Below are 17,635 nucleotides of genomic sequence, written 5' to 3'. Positions count from 1 at the left end.
CCACTGCGGACCGGCAAAGCCGGCTCCGCGTGGCCCCGGTCTGGGGGCGAGCGTCTTTCTAGGGACGTGAGGCGCTTGGCGCCGTCGGTTGCTTGAATGTGGTTGCCGCGGGCAGGCCGGATTTGGCCTTGCCCGCGGCTTGGCGCTGTCTACTTATTGACTAGCTTGGCGGGCTGCGCCAGCGCCACCAGCGCGCCGACCACCAGGCAGGCGGCCAGCATGTACAGGCCGGTGTTGGTGGTGCCGGTCATGTCCTTGAGCCAGCCGACCAGGTAGGGGCTGACGAAGCCGGCCAGGTTGCCCACCGAGTTGATCAGCGCGATGCCGGCCGCGGCGGCGGTGCCGCCCAGCAGCGCGGTCGGCAGGCTCCAGAACAGCGGCAGCACGGTGCAGATGCCGATGTTGGCCACGGTCAGCGCGACGATGGCCAGGACGGTGTTGCCGCTCCATACCGCCGAGAACAGCAGGCCCAGCGCGCCGAACAGCGCCGGAATGGCGACGTGCCAGCGGCGCTCGCGGTTGCGGTCGGAGTTGCGCGCGATCAGGATCATGCCGATGACCGCGAACAGGTTGGGCACCGCCGTCAACAGGCCGATGGCCAGCGGGCTCTGCACGCCGGTGGCCTTGATCAGCGTCGGCATCCAGAAACCAACCCCATACAGGCCCATCACGAACGAGAAGTAGATCAGCGCCATGGCCCAGACGCGCGGTTTGGCCAGCGCGGCGCGGATCGGCGGATCTTCCTTGTGCTGCTCCTCGGCGGCGATGTTGCGGATCAGCACGGCCTTTTCATTGGCGGTCAGCCACTTGGCCTTGTTGATGCGGTCGTCCAGCCACAGCAGCACCAGCACGCCGATGATGACCGACGGGATGCCCTCCAGCAGGAACAGCCACTGCCAGCCCGACAGGCCGTGGTCGCCATGGAAGGTGTTCATGATCCAGCCCGAGATCGGTCCGCCGATCAGGCCCGACATGGGCACCGCCGTCATGAAGAAGGTGGTGATGCGCCCGCGCCGCGCGGCCGGATACCAGTAGGTCAGGTACAGGATGATGCCGGGGAAGAAGCCCGCCTCGGCCGCGCCCAGCAGGAAGCGCAGCGCATAGAACATGGGCACGCTGCTCACGAACATCATGCACGAGGAAATGAGGCCCCAGGTGATCATGATGCGCGCGATCCAGACGCGCGCCCCGACCTTGTGCAGGATGATGTTGCTGGGAATCTCGAACAGGAAGTAGCCGATGAAGAAGATCCCGGCGCCCAGCCCGTACACCGTCTCGCTGAATTGCAGTTCCTGCAGCATCTGCAGCTTGGCGAAGCCCACGTTGACGCGGTCCAGATAGGCCACGACGTAGCAGACCACCAGCAGCGGCACCAGCCGCCACCCCACCTTGCGGTAGATCCGGTCTTCCTCTGACGCCGGTACCGCCGGCGCCGTGCCGGGGGCCATGGTGTTTTCCATTGCTAGTCTCCTGTCCTCTGTCGGGATGCGGCTGGCAGCCGGCCAGCCTGGCGGCGCGCCCGGTCCGCCTTGGGAGCGGCCGGCGCCACGCCAGCCTAGAACCCGCCGATTGACAGAAAGCTGAACAATCCGCCGGACCGCGCGCAAACCCCTAGACGCCGCGCCAGGCCGTTCCCGCCGGGCGCCGCAACCCGGCGCGTCGAGCGTATCCGTCCCCCTCCTTCGCCCTCCGCCCGCGGGTCGGCTCCATCCACGGTAAAATGCCCGGTTTCGCACAAAAGTCATCAGGATAGGATCAATCATGGAAGCCGAACGTCAGAACCAGCTCGCCGCCCGCCTCGCCGACTACGCGGAGCGCGAACAGGCTCTACGGAGGTATCTTTGACTACGATGCCAAAGCCGAACGCCTGCAAGTCGTAAACGCCGAGCTGGAAGATCCCTCGGTCTGGAACGATCCCAAGCACGCCCAGGACCTGGGCCGTGAGAAGAAAGCCCTGGAAGACGTGGTGGAAACGCTGACCGCGCTGGGCACCGGCCTGTCCGACTCGAACGAGCTGTTCGAGCTGGCCGCCTCGGACGACGACGACGCCACGCTCGAATCTATCGAGCTGGACGCCAACGGCTTCCAGGAAAAGCTGGAAGCGCTGGAATTCCGCCGCATGTTCTCGAACCCGGCCGACCCGCTGAACTGCTTCCTGGACATCCAGGCCGGCGCCGGCGGCACGGAAGCGCAGGACTGGGCCTCGATGCTGCTGCGCCAGTACCTGAAGTACGCCGAGCGCAAGGGCTTCAAGGCCGAAGTGCTGGAAGAATCCGAAGGCGAAGTCGCGGGTCTGAAGTCCGCCACCATCAAGATCGAGGGCGAGTACGCCTTCGGCTACCTGCGCACCGAGACCGGCGTGCACCGCCTGGTGCGCAAGAGCCCGTTCGACTCCTCGGGCGGCCGCCACACGTCGTTCGCCAGCGTGTTCGTCTACCCCGAGGTCGACGATTCCTTCGAGGTCGAGGTCAATCCGGCCGACCTGCGCGTGGACACCTACCGCGCGTCCGGCGCCGGCGGCCAGCACATCAACAAGACCGACTCGGCCGTGCGCCTGACGCACATGCCGACCGGCATCGTGGTGCAGTGCCAGAACGACCGTTCGCAGCACCGCAACCGCGCCGAAGCCATGCAGATGCTGAAGTCCAAGCTCTACGAGCTGGAAATGCGCAATCGCATGGCCGAGCAGCAGAAGCTGGAAGACTCCAAGACCGACGTGGGCTGGGGCCACCAGATCCGTTCCTATGTGCTGGACCAGAGCCGCATCAAGGACCTGCGCACCAACGTGGAAATCTCCAACACCCAGAAGGTGCTGGACGGCGACCTGGACCCGTTCATCCAGGCCAGCCTGAAGCAAGGCGTCTGAGCGGCCCGTCCCTTACATCGATCGCATCCGGAGGTCCCTGAATGACTCACACCGTCGCCATCCTCACCGGCGCCTCGCGCGGCATCGGCGCCGCCATGGCGCGCCAGCTGGCCAAACCGGGCACGCGCCTGATCACGCTGGCCCGCCGCGAGGATCCCGAGCTGGCCGCGCACGCGCGCGCCCAGGACGCGCAGCTGGAGCAGCTGGCCGTGGACCTGTCCGACCTGCGCGCCGCCGAACAGGCCGCCGAACGGATCTGCGCCGCGCTGCCGCGCGACGCCAAGCGCTACCTGCTGATCAACAACGCGGGCACGGTGCACCCGGTGTCCGGCACCGACGCGCTGATCGACGGCCAGGCCATCGCCTCGGCCTTCAACCTGAACGTCACCGCCGTCATGCTGCTGACCGCGCGCTTCCTGGCCGCGGTCGAGGACCTTCCGGCCGACCGCCGCGTGCTGAACATCTCGTCCGGCGCGGGCCGCAATCCCAACGCCGGCTGGGGCGTGTACTGCGCCACCAAGGCGGCGCTGGACATGTACTCGCGCGTGGTCAAGCAGGAACAGGGCGAGACCGGCGCGCGCGTCGTCTCGCTGGCGCCCGGCATCGTCGACACCGACATGCAGGTCGCGATCCGCTCCAGCGACCCGGCGCATTTCCCCGCGCTGTCCAAGTTCCAGGAATTCCACGCCACCGGCAAGCTGTCCTCGCCCGCCAACGTGGCCACCCGCATCCTCGCCTACCTGGATCGCGACGATTTCGGCACGACTGAAATCGACGACATCCGCAATTACGACTGATCCCCCACCATGACCGACAACACGACCGCTCCGGCCACCGCCCAGGATGAAAACCGCTTGATCGCCGAACGGCGCGCCAAGCTGGCCAAACTGCGCGAAACCGGGGTCGCGTACCCCAACGACTTCGTTCCCGACGCCCGCGCCGCCGCGCTGCACGACAAGTACGACGGCCAGGAGCAGGAAGCCCTGGCCGCCAACCCTGTCACCGTCAAGGTGGCCGGACGCATGATGCTCAAGCGCGTCATGGGCAAGGCCAGCTTCGCCACGCTGCAGGACAGCAGCGGCCGCATCCAGATCTACCTGGAACGCGGCGCGCTGGGCGAGGACGTGTACGCGGCCTTCAAGCAATGGGACATCGGCGACATCATCGCGATCGAGGGGTCGGTCTTCAAGACCAACAAGGGCGAGCTGTCGGTGCATGCCACCACCGCGCGCCTGCTGTCCAAGTCGCTGCGTCCGCTGCCGGACAAGTTCCACGGCGTGGCCGACCAGGAACTGCGCTACCGCCAGCGCTACGTCGACCTCATCATGACCGACGCCACGCGCCGCACCTTCGAGGCGCGCAGCAAGGCCATGGGCAGCATCCGCCAGTTCATGCTGAACGCCGGCTTCCTGGAAGTGGAAACGCCGATGCTGCACCCTATCCCGGGCGGCGCCGCGGCCAAGCCCTTCGTCACGCATCACAATGCGCTGGACATGGAAATGTTCCTGCGCATCGCGCCCGAGCTGTACCTCAAGCGCCTGATCGTGGGCGGCTTCGAGCGCGTGTTCGAGGTCAACCGCAACTTCCGCAACGAAGGGGTCAGCCCGCGCCACAACCCTGAATTCACGATGATGGAGTTCTACGCAGCCTTCGCGGACTACCGCTGGCTGATGGACTTCACCGAAGAGCTGATCCGCCAGGCCGCCATCTCGGCCACCGGCAGCGCCGTGCTCACCTATCAAGAGCGCGAGCTGGACCTGTCCAAGCCCTTCGACCGCCTGACCATCTGCGAAGCCATCCTCAAGTACGCGCCCGGCTACACCCAGGCGCAGCTGGACGATGCCGCCTTCGTGCGCGCCGAGCTGAAGAAACTGGGCGCCGACGCCGACGGCCCGGTGCTGTCGCGCGCCGGCCTGGGCGCGCTGCAGCTGGCGCTGTTCGAGGAAACCGCCGAAGCCAAGCTCTGGAACCCGACCTACATCATCGACTACCCGGTCGAGGTTTCGCCGCTGGCGCGCGCGTCCGACGCGCGCGAGGGCATCACCGAGCGCTTCGAGCTGTTCATGACGGGCCGCGAGATCGCCAACGGCTTCTCCGAGCTGAACGACCCCGAGGACCAGGCCGAGCGCTTCCGTGCGCAGGTCGAAGCCAAGGACGCCGGCGACGAGGAAGCCATGTACTACGACGCGGACTACATCCGTGCGCTGGAATACGGCATGCCCCCGACCGGCGGCTGCGGCATCGGCATCGACCGTCTGATCATGCTGCTGACCGACAGCCCCAGCATCCGCGACGTGATCCTGTTCCCGCACCTGCGCCGCGAGGACTGAGGCCGGGAACCGCGCCATGTTCTTCAAGATCCTGGTGCTGCTGGCGGTCGCCGCCGGGCTGGTCTACCTGATCAGGCAACCCCGGCGCGGCCAGGCCGCCGGCGCTTTTCACGCCGCGCCGGCGCGCCGCAAGCCGGCCTTCGTGGCGCTGTGCGTCGGCGCCGCGCTGTCGCTGCTGGCTTCGCTGATGAGCGCGGTGCTGTGGATGGGCGCGGTGGCCGGCGGCGTGACCGGCGGCGGCTATCGCGGCCAGGCCGACTACCTGCTGCCCGTGGCAGGGTGCCTGCTGGCGCTGGCCGTGGCCTGCGCGGTGGGTGCGTTCTTCAAGCGCAGAGGCTAGGGCAGCGCCCCAGCCAACGGCCACTTCCCCGCCCCCGCTGGCAGCGCCGGCAGGCAGGCCTGCAACATCGCCTCGATGAAGGCATCCGGCGCCAGCCTGCCGCCCGGTCGATACCATTGCACCGTCAGGTTCATGCTGCCCAGCACGCAGCGCTTGATCACACGCGCGTCGCCGGCCAGCAGGCCGGCGTACACGGCAGCGGCCACCGTTTCCTGCCACATCCCTTCGTAAAGATCGCTCAGGACCTTGACGCCGCGCTGGCTCTGAGCCGACAGGCTGCGCCATTCATAGACCAGCGCATTCATCGCATCCCCGCCCGCGCCGTGCAGCATGCTCCACATATGCACGCGGAACAGCGCGGCCAGCCGGTCCGCCGGCGCGGCATAACGCGCCAGCGCCTGCCGGCCATGGTCCAGCACTTCCTGGATGCCGTTGTCCATCACCGCGACCAGGATCTCCTCCTTGCTGCGGAAATGATGGAACAGGCTGCCCGATTGCAGCCCCACGGCCTTCGCCAGTTCGCGCACCGTGGTGCGTTCATAGCCGTGTTCGCGGAACAGGCGTCCGGCGGTCAGGATCACCTCGCGGCGGCGCGCGGAGTCCGGGCCTTCGTCGCGCACCGCGCCGCGGATGTCCGGGTCGCCGTCCCGCTTGTCCATGTTCGCTACAGCCGCTCCAGGATGGTGGCCGTGGCCATGCCGTGGCCGATGCACATCAGCTGCATGCCGAACTGTCCGTCGATGGCGCGCAGCCCGGCCAGCATCTTGGCCATCAGGCCCGCGCCGGTCGCGCCCAGCGGATGGCCGTGCGCGATGGCGCCGCCCCAGGGATTGACACGCTCGGGATTGGCGCCTGTGGCGCGCAGCCAGGCCAGCACCACGCTGGCGAAGGCCTCGTTGATCTCGATCCAGTCCAGGTCGCGCAGCGTCAGGCCGGCGCGCGCCAGCGCCCGCTCGGCGGCGGGGATCACGCCCGTCAGCTGCAACACCGGGTCCGAGCCGATCGCCACCCGCGCCTTGAAGCGCGCCAGCGGACGCAGACCGTCGGCCAGCGCGGCGTCCATGTCGGCCAGCAGCACGGCGGCGGCGCCGTCGGACAGCTGGCTGGCATTGGCGGCGGTCACGCCGCCCTGCCCCGGCGGCCGCAGCGCCGGCGCCATCGCCGCCATGCGCGCGGGGTCAGTGTGTTCGCGGATGCCTTCATCGCGCGCCGGCACGCCGGCGGGGGCTGGCAGCAGCTCGTCGTGCAGGCCGGCGCCCGCCGCCGCCCAGGCGCGGGCATGGCTCTGGCGCGCCCAGTCGTCCATCTCGGCGCGCGTCAGCCCCCAATGCTCGGCGATGCGTTCGGCGCTCTCGATCTGGTGCACCAGCGGATAGCGTTGCAGCAATGCGGGATTGAGCGTGTCGAAGCCCCGGAACTCACCCTGACCCAGCGTCACGTCCAGGAACATGGGCACGCGGCTCATGCTCTCGACGCCGCCGGCGATCACATAGCGCATGTCGCCGGCGGCGATGGCCTGGGCGCCGAAATGCACGGCCTGCTGGCTGGACCCGCACATGCGGTTCAGCGACACGCCCGGCACCGTCTCAGGCAGTCCGGCCAGCATGGCGGCCAGGCGGCCGATGTTGGCGCCCTGCTCGCCCGCCTGGCTGACGCAGCCGGCGATCAGGTCGTCGACCCGCTCGCCGGGCAGCCCGGCCCGCCGCAACAGGCCCGTCACCGCGCTGGCCAGCAAATCGTCTGGCCTCGTATCGGCCCAGACACCGCCGCGCTTGCCGAAAGGCGTGCGCACGGCTTGCACGATCACCGCTTCATTCATGCCGCGTTCTCCTCGGCGTAAAGCGTTTCGATTTCATGCGCGTAAGCGCGATAGATGCTGGCGCGGCGCACCTTCATGGTCGCCGTGACTTCGCCGTCATCATGATCCAGTTCCTTGGTCAGCAGGTGGAAGCGCTTGATCTGCGCCACCGGCGCGAGGCCCTGGTTGGCGCGCGCGATCTCCTGCTCGACCAGCGCGCGCACCTGTGGATGCTCGGCCAGCGAACGGAAGTGCGTGAAGGCGATGCGGCGCGACTCGGCCCACTTGCCGACCGTGTCGAATTCCAGCTGCACCAGCGCCGACACGTACTTGCGTCCGTCAGCGATCACGATGCACTCCTTCACATAGGGACTGCCCTTGACCGCGTTCTCGATCTCGGACGGCGTAAGGTTCTTGCCGCCGGAGGTGATCATGATGTCCTTCATGCGGTCGACGATGCGCACCCGCCCGCCCTGCACCGCCACCACGTCGCCCGTGTGCAGCCAGCCGTCACGCACGGTATCCGCCGTGGCCTGCGGGTTCTTGTAGTAACCCTCGAACACCATATCGCCGCGCACCTGCAGTTCGCCGGATTCGCCGACGCGCCAGCCCACGCCGGCGATGGGCTCGCCCACGGTGCCCACTTTGACGCGGTCAGGATGCTGGCCGAAGATCATGCCGGAGGACTCGGTCAGGCCATAGACCTCCAGCAGCGGCACGCCGATGTTGCGGAAGTAGCGCACCACGTCCGGCGGAATCGGCGCCGCGCCGGTCATCGCCACCCGCACGCGCCGCAGGCCGATGAAGTTCTGCAAGGCGCGCAGCACCAGCCAGTACCACAGCGCATGGGTCCAACGTTCGCGCCAGCTGTATTGCGCCGACGACTTTTCCAGGAACGGCGCGCAGGCCGCCAGCGCCCGCCGGTACAGCCATTGCTGCAGGCGTCCGGCTTCCTGCATCTTGATGGAAATCGCCGCGTGCAGTTTTTCCCAGATGCGCGGCACGCCCAGGAAGATCGAGGGCGCGACCTCGCGCAGGTCTTCCTGCACGGTGCGGATGGATTCGCCAAAATTCACCTGCGAACCCACGTAGATCGGCACGAAGGTGGACAGCATCTGCTCGGCCACGTGGCACAGCGGCAGATAGGACAGGTGCACGCTGCGCGCGTCCATCTCCAGCCGCTCGGCGATGCCCCAGGCCACGCCGCGCATATTGCGGTAACTCAGCATCGCACCCTTGGGCTTGCCGGTCGAGCCCGAGGTGTAGATCATCAGCCCGATATCGGCCAGGCGCTGGCCATCCAGCGCAGCATCCAGCGCTCCCTGTTCGAGGTCCTGGCGCCGCTGGCCGTCTTCCTCGACCTGCGCGAAGGTAACGATGCGCGCGCGCTCGGCGACGGCATAGGAACGCAGGCCCTTGGTCTCGATCACGACGATGCGGCGCAGGCCCGGCAGGCGGTCGGCGACCTGCAGCACCTTGTCGACCTGCTCCTGGTCCTCGCACACGACCAGTTCGATGTCGGCATGTTCCAGCACATAGCCCATTTCCTCGGCCGGGCTGGTGGCGTACACGCCCACGGCGACCGCGCCCACCGCGCCCGCGCCCATCTGCGTCAGCAGCCATTCGATGCGGTTCTCGGAGACGATGGCCACGCGCCCGCCCGGCGCCAGGCCCAGCGCGCGCAACCCCAGGCCGACGCGGCAGGCGCGCCGCCAGTATTCCGCCCAGCTACTGGGCTTCCAGATGCCAAAGTCCTTCTGGCGCAAGGCCAGCCCGTCCGGCTGGCGCCGCGCCTGCTCGCGCAGCATCTGCGGCAGCGTCAGCTCGGGCCAGGCCGGGCGCGCTTCGCCCACCACCGACATGCGGTCGCGCGCGCCGCTCATGACAGCCACCGCTTGCGGCGCTTGTAGTGCTTGATGTCGCGGAAGCCGCGCGTCTCGCCGGCGCCGCCCACGCCCAGGTAGAACTCGCGCACGTCCGGGTCCGCCGCCAGCTTGTCGGCGCTGCCGTCTATCACCACCTTGCCGGTCTCCATGATGTAGCCGTAGTGCGCCACCGCCAACGCCACGGAGGCGTTCTGCTCCACCAGCAGCATGGCCACGCCCTGCTCGCGGTTGATGCGCGCGATGATGGAAAAGATGTTCTCGACCAGCATGGGCGACAGGCCCAGCGACGGTTCGTCCAGCAGCATGAGCTTGGGCTGCGCGATCAGCGCCCGGCCGATGGCCAGCATCTGCTGCTCGCCGCCCGACAGATAGCCGGCCAGGCCCTTGCGCCGTTCATGCAGCCGGGGAAAGTAGCCGTACACCAGGTCGAAGTCCGGCTTGGCGTCGCGCCGCCCCGTCAGCGCATAGGTGGCGGCCACCAGGTTTTCCTCGACGCTCAGGTCCTCGAACACGCGCCGCCCTTCCATCACATGCGCCAGCCCGGCGCGCACCAGGTTCTGCGGCCGCGCGCCGGCGGTGTCGCCGCCATCGAAAGCGATGCGCCCGGCCACCAGCGCGCCATCCTCCAGGTCCAGCAGCCCTGACACGGCCTTGAGCGTGGTGGACTTGCCCGCGCCGTTGCTGCCCAGCAGCGCCACGATGCCGCCGGCCGGCACGGACAGGGACAGGCCGCGCAGCACCTGCACCGCCTTGTTGTAGACGACTTCGATGTTGTTGATGTCCAGCAGCGCGCGCGGCGCTTCCTGTCCCTCGGTCATGGCCGCGTCCGCCTTACTTGAGCACGATCCAGTCTGAAGCCGGCACCATCTGCTTCTGCTTCACGTCGGCGCGGTAGATCCGGCCCACGGGAATGGAATTGCCCTTCATGCTGATGGGCACGCCGATCAGGCCGCCGGTGTCGAAATCCTTGATGCCGTCCAGCGCCGCCTTCATGTTGGTCGCGCTCAGGTCCTTGCCCGCGTCCAGCGTGCGCTTGGCCGCCTCGGTGAACAGCATGGCGGCCAGGAAGCCCTGCATGTAGCCCGTGCTCTGGTACTGCGGCCGCATTTCGCGGATCTTCTTCAGCATGGGCGCGTCGGCCGCCTGGTCGTAGTAATAGCGGTACGGCATCACGCCCATGAAGCCCTCGGCGTCCTCGCCCATCTGCATCACGGTGGAATTGTCCATGGTCCAGAAGGTGCCCATGTACTGCGTCTTCAGGCCCATGCGCTTGCCCTGCCCGACGAATTCCGGAATCGGCGCCAGCACGTAGCCGTGGAAGATGGTGTAGTCCGGATCGGCGCGGCGCAGCTTGATGACCTCGGTGGACACGTCCACGCTACCCGGCGGCGTCATGATCTCGGTGGCCACCTTCAGGCCCAGCTTCTCGGCCACGGCGCGCGAGCTGGCGATGGGATCGCGGCCGAACTCGGTGTCCGAATACACGAAGGCGACCTTGGCGCCCGGCTTTTCCTTGGCGATGTAGCGCAGCAGGATGCCGAACATCTCGGTATAGTCCGGCCCCAGCATGAACTGGGCCGGATACTTGGCCGGGTCGTTCAGTTCGGTGGCGAAGGACGCGCCGGTCATCAGGATGTTGCCCGCGCGGTTGAGTTCGGCGTTGATTGTCTTGGAAAAGCCGGTGGAATCGCCGTAGTAGAAGTTGACCTTGTTCTGGCTGGTGATCTTCTTGAAGGCGGCCACCGAGGCGTCGACCTTGTAGGCGGTGTCTTCCGGCACGTAGCGCAGCTTGCGGCCCTTGATGCCGCCCTGGTCATTGACGATCTTCACATAGTCGGTGATGCCGGCGTGGATGCCCTGGCCGGCGAAGGCGAACACGCCGCTCAGCGGGATCGAGCCGCCCAGCACCAGGTCTTCCTCGGCCTGGGCCGCGGGCGCCGCGGCCAGCGCCGCCGCCAGCCCCAAGGGGGCCAGCCATTTCAACAAACCGCCTGTCGGGATACGCTTCATGGGATGTCTCCTTGTGGTCTGCTTGTAGTCTGCTTATCTGCGGCGTCCGGGCTAGGTGCGGAACGGCCAGAGGTGAAAATAGCGGCGCACACGCCGCCAGATTTCCGCGAGCCCCAGCGGCTCGAAGATCAGGAAGCCCACGATCAGCAGGCCGAACACGATGGTGCGCACGGGCGAGATCAGGCTCAGCGCGTCGCCGCCGACCGGCAGCCAGCCCACCACCAGCTTGAGCATCTCGGGCACCATGGTCATGAAGGCCGCGCCCAGGATGGAGCCCAGGATCGATCCCATGCCGCCCACGATGACGGCGGCCAGGAAGAAGATCGACATGATCAGAGGAAAGCTCTCCGGCGTGACCACGCGGAAGAAGTAGGCCCACAGACCGCCGGCCACGCCCGCGTAGAACGAGGACAGGCCGAAGGACAGCAGCTTGTAGCGCAGCAATCGGATGCCCAGCACCTCGGCCGAGATGTCGCGGTCGCGGATGGCGATGAAGGCGCGGCCGATGCGCGTGCGGAACAGATTGGCCGCGCCCAGCACCATCAGCGCGGTCAGCGGCACGATCAGCCAGTAGATCCGGAACGAGGTGTCCAGGTCGACCCCGAACAGCCGCGCGGGCGGCACCTGCAGGCCGGCGGTGCCGCCGGTGAACGACCCGTTGGCGAAGATGAAGTGCGCGATGAAGGACGCGGCGATCGTGGAGATCGCCAGGTACAGCCCCTTCACCCGCAGCGACGGCACGCCCACCACCAGCCCGCCCAGCATCGCCACCACGCCGGCCGCCAGCAGGTTTAGCAGCGTCGGCGTGCCCAGCCTTTGCTCCAGCACCGCCACCGTGTACGCGCCCAGGCCCATGAAGGCGGCTTGCCCCAGGCTGACCAACCCCGTGTAGCCGGTCAGGATGTTCAGCCCGGTGGCGCTGGCCACATTGATGGCCACCAGACAGGCCAGGTACAGCCAGTAGGCGTCGGCCACGAAGGGAAACAGCGCCAGCGCCGCCGCCAGGAACAGCAGCCAGAGCCGCTGCACGCGCGTATCGAACAGCGCCTCGTCCGCCTGGTAGGTCTGCTTCGCGGTCGCGATGCGCATGGTTCAGAGCCTCTCGATTTCACGGGTGCCGAACAGGCCGTAAGGCCGGACCATCAGCACCGCCACCAGCACCAGGAAAGTGGCCAGCAGCTTGTATTCGCCGCCCAGGTAGGCGCCGGCCCAGGCTTCCAGCACGCCGATGAACAGCCCCCCCGCCAACGCGCCGACGACGCTGTCCAGGCCGCCCACGATCACCACCACCAACACCGACAGGCCGAACACGCCCATCGACGAGGAAATGCCGCCGATGGCGCCGACGATCACGCCCGACACCGCCGCGATCGCGCCCGCCGCCACCCAGGCCAGCGAGAACACGCGCGGCACGTTGATGCCCATGGCGTAGGCCGCGCCCTGGTCGGCAGCAGTGGCGCGCAGGGCCACGCCGCCGCGCCAGTAGCGGAATATCGCCAGCACCACCAGGATCAGCGCCGCCGCCACCCAGAAGCCGTAGAACACCTTGGGCGCCACGAACGCCTCGCCCACCATCACCGGCGAACGCGGCATGAACTCCGGCAGCCGCCGCTGGTCGGCCGTCCAGACCAGCTCGACCACGCCCACCAGGATCGAGGCCAGCCCCACCGTCACCATGAACACCGAGATCGGCGACTCGCCCAGCATCGGACGTATGGTCAGGCGCTCGACCACCGCGCCCAGCAGGCCCGAGGCCGCCACCGCGCCGGCGATGGCCAGCCAGACCGGCCAATCCATGCCGGCGGCGAAGGCATAGAACGCGTAGGCGCCCATCATCAGGAACTCGCCGATGGCGATGTTGACCACGCGGGTCGCCTTGTAGACGATCACGAAGGCCAGCGCCGCCAGCGCGTACAGGCCGCCGCTGCCCAGCCCGGCCAGCGTCACCTCCAGAAAGAACAGCCCGTCCATCAGGCCGCCTCCCGCAGGCGGCGGCGCAGGTCGCCCACGTCGCCCGCGCCCAGGTATGCCTTGATCACCTCGGGATCGGCCTGCACCTGCGCCGGCGCGCCGTCGGCGATCACCTGACCGAAGTTCAGCACCACCACGTGATCGGACAGGTCCATGACCATGCCCATGTCGTGCTCCACCATCAGCACCGTCACGCCCCATTCGGCGCGCGCGTCCAGGATGAAGCGCGCCATGTCCTCGGTCTCTTCACGATTCATGCCGGCCACCGGCTCGTCCAGCATCAACACCTTGGGCCGCATCGCCAGCGCCCGCGCCAGTTCCACGCGCTTGCGCAAGCCGTAGGACAGCGCCGACACCGGCGCGTGGCGGATGTGGTCGATCTCCAGGAAATCGATGATGCGTTCCTCGATCTCGGCGCGCAGCGCCATTTCCTCGCGCCGCGCGCGGCCCAGGTACAGCAGCGCGTCCAGCACGTTGCTGCGCAGGTGCGCGTGACAACCCAGCTTGATGTTGTCCAGCACCGTCATGCCGCGGAACAGCGAGATGTTCTGGAAACTGCGAGCCAGTCCCAGCCTGGCGCGCTCGGGCGCTGGCTTGCGCGTGATATCGGCGCCCTGGAAACGGATCTGGCCCGAGGCGGGATGGTAGAAGCCGGAGATGGTGTTGAACAGCGAGGTCTTGCCGGCGCCGTTGGGTCCGATCACGGTGGTGATGGAGCCGGGCTGCACGCGAAAACCCACGCCGGTCAGCGCCTTGATACCGCCGAACGCCAGCGTGATCCCGTCCACCTCCAGCAAGGGGGCGCTGTCGGATTGATCCACCTGTAGTCTCCTCGCAGGGACGCGAAGTCCGCTTCTTGTCGAGCCGGCAGGCCGGCGCGCGAGGCGACGGCCCTTCGGTATCCAGCAAGCACTGGCGACAACCCGCGAGGCAGGCGATGCAACGAACCTGTCTTAACCTACGCCAATACAGCGCCGGAAAATCGTTCTATGCGTTACGCTAGCTTGGCGTGACAACAAACCAAGCAAGCGCTCGGTCCAGAACATAGCATCGCGGTTTTTGAACAAGTAGCTGGTATTTACCCGGTATCCGTCCCAGCCCGCGCCCTACCCCGGAGACTCGCCATGAACACCGGTCTGCCCGCCTTCCGCACGCTCATCCTCCAAACCGGCGGCGCCGCCGCCACGCTGACGCTGAACCGGCCCGACGCGCTCAACGCCATCGACGTGGCCATGGCCGAAGACCTGCAGCGCGCCGCCCAGTGGCTGGAAACCCGCGCCGACATTCGCGTGGTCACGCTGCAGGGCGCGGGCAACGCGTTCTGTGCGGGCGGCGACATCTCGATGTTCGAAGGCGCGGCCTGCGCGGTGCGCGCGTCGCTCATGGACCTGTTCACGCCACTCAACGATTTTCTCGTGCGCGTCGCGCGCATGGACAAGGTCTGGCTGGCGCAGGTGCATGGCATCGCCGCGGGCGCCGGTCTGTCGCTGACGCTGGCCTGCGACCTCGCGATCGCCGAGGCCGGCACGCGCTTCATGACGGCGTATCTCAAGCTGGGCGCCACGCCCGATGCCGGCATGACGCACGGTCTGATGCGCACAGTGGGACCAAAGCGGGCGCTGGACCTGCTGCTGCGGCACGATCCGTTCAGCGCCGAGGAAGCGCTGTCCTGGGGCCTGGTCACCCGAGTAGCACCGACCGGTCAGCTGCGCGAACAGGCGGCGGCCTACGCGGGCGCCATCGCCGCCCATGCGCCGCACAGCATCGCCGGCGCCAAGCGGCTGCTGCGCACGGCGGCGCAGGCCACGCTGGAAACCCAGCTCAGTGAAGAAACCGCCTGCTTTCTGCAAAGCGCGACGCGGGCAGATTTCGCCGAGGGCGTGGCGGCGTTCCGCGCAAGGCGGCCGCCGCGGTTCACGGGGGCTTGAGGCTGGCTGCCGCAGGATGGACGGCCTGCGGGCAGCACGCTAGCGTGCTTTGGCGCGGGCCTTGCCTAGCCCCATCGGCAAGCGTCTCGGAGAGCCGCAAGACGCGATGGTTTGCACGTCTTGCCATCGGTCCTGCATTCATCGCAAGTCGTACATGCCGAGACTGTACCGCCAATACTCCCCTTGGTAAAAAAAGGACTCCCACATGCCTGAAGAGACCATTTTCACCATGACCCTGGAACCCGCTCTGCACGCCGCATTCCTGGCACAGGCCGCCGCCGAGAATCGGCCCGCGTCCCAGATCGTTAGCGAACTAATGCGCGACTATGTCGCCCAGCATCAGCCGGCTCGCGACCATGACGACTACCGACGCGGCAAGATCGACGCCGCACGCGCCTCCATGCGCGCCGGCCTGGGCCGCCCGAACGACGAGGTCGAAGCCGTCTACGCCGCCAGACGTAAACGAACCGCCACGGAAGACAAGGCGTGACCGTCGTCTGGACGCCGCAAGCCGAACAGGATCGCTCTGATATCTGGGATTACATCGCCGCCGACAGCGCCGCAGCCGCGGCGCATGTGGACCAGCTTTTCAGCCTGGCTGCCGCCAAGCTCGCCACACACCCGCGCATCGGCAAGCCTGCAGACGTTCCCGGCGTGCGCGAACTCGTTCCGCATGAACGGTATCGGCTGGCCTATGAAATCGCGCCGGACGGCACGGTATGGATCCTGGCCTTGACCCACACGGCACGTAGATGGCCGCCGCTGCACAGATGACGTGCCAGCAGGCGGCCCCAGCCTTGCAAGATAGGACTACTTCACCGTCACCGAGATCGTGCTGCTCAGGTCCGGCCCATAAGAGCGATGCGCGCCGTCGGCGAACTGCATGGTCAGCGTGTGCTTGCCCGGCGCGAGCTTGAGCTCGGTTTCGGTCTGGCCCTTGCCAAAGTGGATGTGCGTGTCGTCCGTCGGCACGACCTCGCCCTTGGGCACGGGCTTACCGTCAACGATCAGGTGGTGGTGCCCGGAACCGGCGCTCATGTCGCCGGCCGGTTTGACGGCCATGCCGTCCACGCCGAACTTCACCTTCACCGGGCTAGCCACCGTGGCCCCGTCCTTGGGTTCGACAAAATACACCTTGTCGGCCGCCTTGGCTGCCAGACTCGCGCTCAACAAGACCGCGCCAGCCAAGCCGGCGCAAATGCGGGCAAACGATACTGCTTGCATCATGGCATCCTCCTTGCGTTGAACAAGATGGCCCGGCCATTGGTGGCCTGCGGCCGAGTGGACGCGGCGCATCGCGCCGCACCCGCGCCCTATTCTCGCAGAAGCCCGCCGCCGCAAGCGTGACACTTTGCTGCGACGCAGCCCGGCTCCGCTGCCTGCCGCCGATTCACCCTGCGGTCTCAGGCTCCGCGCTTTTCCACCGCCTGCGCCCAGCGACGCGCCACCGACGGCGAGGTCGCGCAGGTCGCGGACTCCGTGACCACGCGCACCGCGCGCTCCAGCAACTGGATATCCGCCTCGTGCTGGCGCGCCACGTGGGGATCCTCGAAGAAGATCACGCGCTGGCATTGGTGTTCCAGCACCAGTTCGGCGATTTGCGCGTCGCCGCCCAGCGGCCCGCTCAGGTAGCGATGTACCCAGGGCTTGTCCTTGGGCCAGCCGCGCGACCAGGCCAGGTCGTTGAGCCGCCCGCCCGTCGTGCCAGTGGCCACGCGCCGGGCGAAACGCGACAACACGTCGAAATGCTCGCTGGCGAAGGCCACCATCTCATCCTTGAGCGCATCGTGGGCGATCAAGGCCAGCGTCTGGCCTTCGTAATCGAACATGCGGGACAGCGACGCGTCCGGCGTCAGGCCTGCGTGCACGCGCTCGACCTCCATCCATTCGATGGCGCCGGCCAGCGTCGAGATGAACGGGCGACCGTGGGTGATGCACTGCCGCTTGAGCGCCAGCGCCTCGGGAAAAATCGAGGAAGGATCGACCGGATCGATCAGGTAGATGGCGCCGTCGAACGGCGCCTGGCCGTCGCGACCTTCGGTGACGCGCGCCACCAGTTTCATCAGCCCGCCCTCGCGGCCATAGGGATAGCGGATCAATCCGCTGTAGCCCTGCAACATGCCCTCGCGCACGATGGCGTCGTGCGTGCGACCCACGGTGTGCAGCTGCACGCCCAGTTCACGGATGGTGGCGGAACTGGCGCGCAACCAGGTGAACAGCGCGGCATCGGGGGTTTCATGGTGCAGCCGGTTGGCGGCCAATCCAAAACGCAGTTGGGCAGCGGGCATCGATGAACTCGGTCGAATGGACTCGGTGAATGGCCTCGGCCTGACAGACCTGATCGAACAAACTCGGGCCGACAGACTCGTTCGGAAAGCGTCAGCGGGACGCTGGGGCGCCAAACGCGCTGACGAAGCCTTGATGATACCGTGAGGCCCCGCCCACGTGACGTGGGGGGGGGGGGGGGGGGCGGGGGGGGGGGGGGGGCCGGGCCCGCGGCCCGCCC

18 protein-coding genes are annotated in these 17,635 nt (G+C 67.7%); 7 read left to right on the top strand and 11 right to left on the bottom strand.

The genetic code is table 11. From position 1 onward, the window contains the following. Positions 1-149: 149 nt before the first annotated feature. The gene (locus ACEU5R_RS30070; protein WP_103275037.1) at positions 150-1,460 is read right to left on the bottom strand and encodes an MFS transporter; all 1,311 of its coding nucleotides are present in this window, start codon (positions 1,458-1,460) and stop codon (positions 150-152) included. A 301-nt stretch (positions 1,461-1,761) separates the two neighbouring features. Here ACEU5R_RS30070 and prfB point away from each other — a divergent pair. The 4 genes from prfB to ACEU5R_RS30050 all read left to right on the top strand — a co-directional run bounded on the left by prfB (position 1,762) and on the right by ACEU5R_RS30050 (position 5,536). Next, positions 1,762-2,866, top strand: a protein-coding gene (prfB, locus tag ACEU5R_RS30065) for a peptide chain release factor 2 (RefSeq protein ID WP_103275038.1) whose coding sequence is annotated in 2 segments (ribosomal slippage) — positions 1,762-1,842 and positions 1,844-2,866 — 1,104 coding nt in all. Because the reading frame shifts where the segments join, the coding sequence is not laid out codon by codon here. 41 nt (positions 2,867-2,907) lie between these two features. After that, entirely contained in the window at positions 2,908-3,663 is a 756-nt protein-coding gene (locus tag ACEU5R_RS30060; RefSeq protein WP_103275039.1) for an SDR family oxidoreductase, read from the top strand. A 9-nt stretch (positions 3,664-3,672) separates the two neighbouring features. Then, positions 3,673-5,196: a lysine--tRNA ligase gene (gene lysS / locus ACEU5R_RS30055; RefSeq protein ID WP_392413452.1), complete on the top strand. Its 1,524-nt coding sequence runs from the start codon at positions 3,673-3,675 to the stop codon at positions 5,194-5,196. 16 nt (positions 5,197-5,212) lie between these two features. Next, the gene (locus ACEU5R_RS30050) at positions 5,213-5,536 is read left to right on the top strand and encodes a preprotein translocase subunit TatB (protein WP_392413451.1); all 324 of its coding nucleotides are present in this window, start codon (positions 5,213-5,215) and stop codon (positions 5,534-5,536) included. On the opposite strand, the gene ACEU5R_RS30045 is transcribed toward ACEU5R_RS30050, so the two are convergent. Genes ACEU5R_RS30045 through ACEU5R_RS30010 form a run of 8 tightly spaced genes read right to left on the bottom strand, consistent with a single transcriptional unit; the run spans position 5,533 to position 13,998 of the window. Beyond that, a complete protein-coding gene (locus tag ACEU5R_RS30045; RefSeq protein ID WP_392413450.1) occupies positions 5,533-6,195 on the bottom strand; it encodes a TetR/AcrR family transcriptional regulator in 663 nt (220 codons plus the stop codon). The genes ACEU5R_RS30050 and ACEU5R_RS30045 overlap by 4 nt on opposite strands. Positions 6,196-6,200: 5 nt before the next feature. Beyond that, complete coding sequence (locus tag ACEU5R_RS30040) at positions 6,201-7,355, bottom strand: thiolase family protein (protein WP_103275045.1); 1,155 nt, start codon at positions 7,353-7,355, stop codon at positions 6,201-6,203. After that, on the bottom strand, positions 7,352-9,217 hold the full coding sequence (locus ACEU5R_RS30035; protein ID WP_392413448.1) for an AMP-dependent synthetase/ligase: 1,866 nt from the start codon (positions 9,215-9,217) through the stop codon (positions 7,352-7,354). The genes ACEU5R_RS30040 and ACEU5R_RS30035 overlap by 4 nt, the downstream gene beginning before the upstream one ends. After that, entirely contained in the window at positions 9,214-10,038 is an 825-nt protein-coding gene (locus tag ACEU5R_RS30030; protein ID WP_392413447.1) for an ABC transporter ATP-binding protein, read from the bottom strand. Before ACEU5R_RS30030 ends, ACEU5R_RS30035 begins: the two co-directional genes overlap by 4 nt. 13 nt (positions 10,039-10,051) lie before the next feature. Next, on the bottom strand, positions 10,052-11,230 hold the full coding sequence (locus tag ACEU5R_RS30025) for an ABC transporter substrate-binding protein (protein WP_392413445.1): 1,179 nt from the start codon (positions 11,228-11,230) through the stop codon (positions 10,052-10,054). Between the two features lie 51 nt (positions 11,231-11,281). Continuing rightward, positions 11,282-12,319 carry a branched-chain amino acid ABC transporter permease gene (locus ACEU5R_RS30020; protein ID WP_392413443.1) on the bottom strand — a complete coding sequence of 346 codons (1,038 nt, stop codon included), beginning with the start codon at positions 12,317-12,319 and terminating at the stop codon, positions 11,282-11,284. 3 nt (positions 12,320-12,322) lie between these two features. Next, positions 12,323-13,201 carry a branched-chain amino acid ABC transporter permease gene (locus ACEU5R_RS30015; protein ID WP_103275050.1) on the bottom strand — a complete coding sequence of 293 codons (879 nt, stop codon included), beginning with the start codon at positions 13,199-13,201 and terminating at the stop codon, positions 12,323-12,325. Further along, entirely contained in the window at positions 13,201-13,998 is a 798-nt protein-coding gene (locus ACEU5R_RS30010; protein ID WP_369869795.1) for an ABC transporter ATP-binding protein, read from the bottom strand. Before ACEU5R_RS30010 ends, ACEU5R_RS30015 begins: the two co-directional genes overlap by 1 nt. Positions 13,999-14,325: 327 nt before the next feature. Between ACEU5R_RS30010 and ACEU5R_RS30005 the strand changes: the two genes are divergently transcribed. The 3 genes from ACEU5R_RS30005 (at position 14,326) to ACEU5R_RS29995 (ending at position 15,903) form a co-directional block, all read left to right on the top strand. Beyond that, entirely contained in the window at positions 14,326-15,129 is an 804-nt protein-coding gene (locus ACEU5R_RS30005) for an enoyl-CoA hydratase/isomerase family protein (RefSeq protein ID WP_392413441.1), read from the top strand. Between the two features lie 205 nt (positions 15,130-15,334). Beyond that, on the top strand, positions 15,335-15,619 hold the full coding sequence (locus tag ACEU5R_RS30000) for an antitoxin of toxin-antitoxin stability system (RefSeq protein ID WP_392413439.1): 285 nt from the start codon (positions 15,335-15,337) through the stop codon (positions 15,617-15,619). Continuing rightward, positions 15,616-15,903 (top strand): type II toxin-antitoxin system RelE/ParE family toxin, encoded by a 288-nt coding sequence (locus ACEU5R_RS29995; protein WP_392413438.1) that lies wholly within the window; start codon positions 15,616-15,618, stop codon positions 15,901-15,903. The genes ACEU5R_RS30000 and ACEU5R_RS29995 overlap by 4 nt, the downstream gene beginning before the upstream one ends. Before the next feature lie 36 nt (positions 15,904-15,939). Here the strand turns inward: ACEU5R_RS29995 and ACEU5R_RS29990 are convergent, their stop codons facing one another. Further along, entirely contained in the window at positions 15,940-16,356 is a 417-nt protein-coding gene (locus ACEU5R_RS29990; RefSeq protein ID WP_103275055.1) for a DUF4399 domain-containing protein, read from the bottom strand. A gap of 176 nt (positions 16,357-16,532) precedes the next feature. Further along, positions 16,533-17,417: a methylglyoxal synthase gene (locus tag ACEU5R_RS29985; protein ID WP_103275056.1), complete on the bottom strand. Its 885-nt coding sequence runs from the start codon at positions 17,415-17,417 to the stop codon at positions 16,533-16,535. Between the last annotated feature and the right edge of the window lie 218 nt (positions 17,418-17,635).

It is taken from the genome of Achromobacter sp. 413638, from assembly GCF_043119405.1.
GTDB lineage: Bacteria > Pseudomonadota > Gammaproteobacteria > Burkholderiales > Burkholderiaceae_B > Achromobacter.
This window is presented reverse-complemented; position numbering and strand designations above follow the sequence as displayed.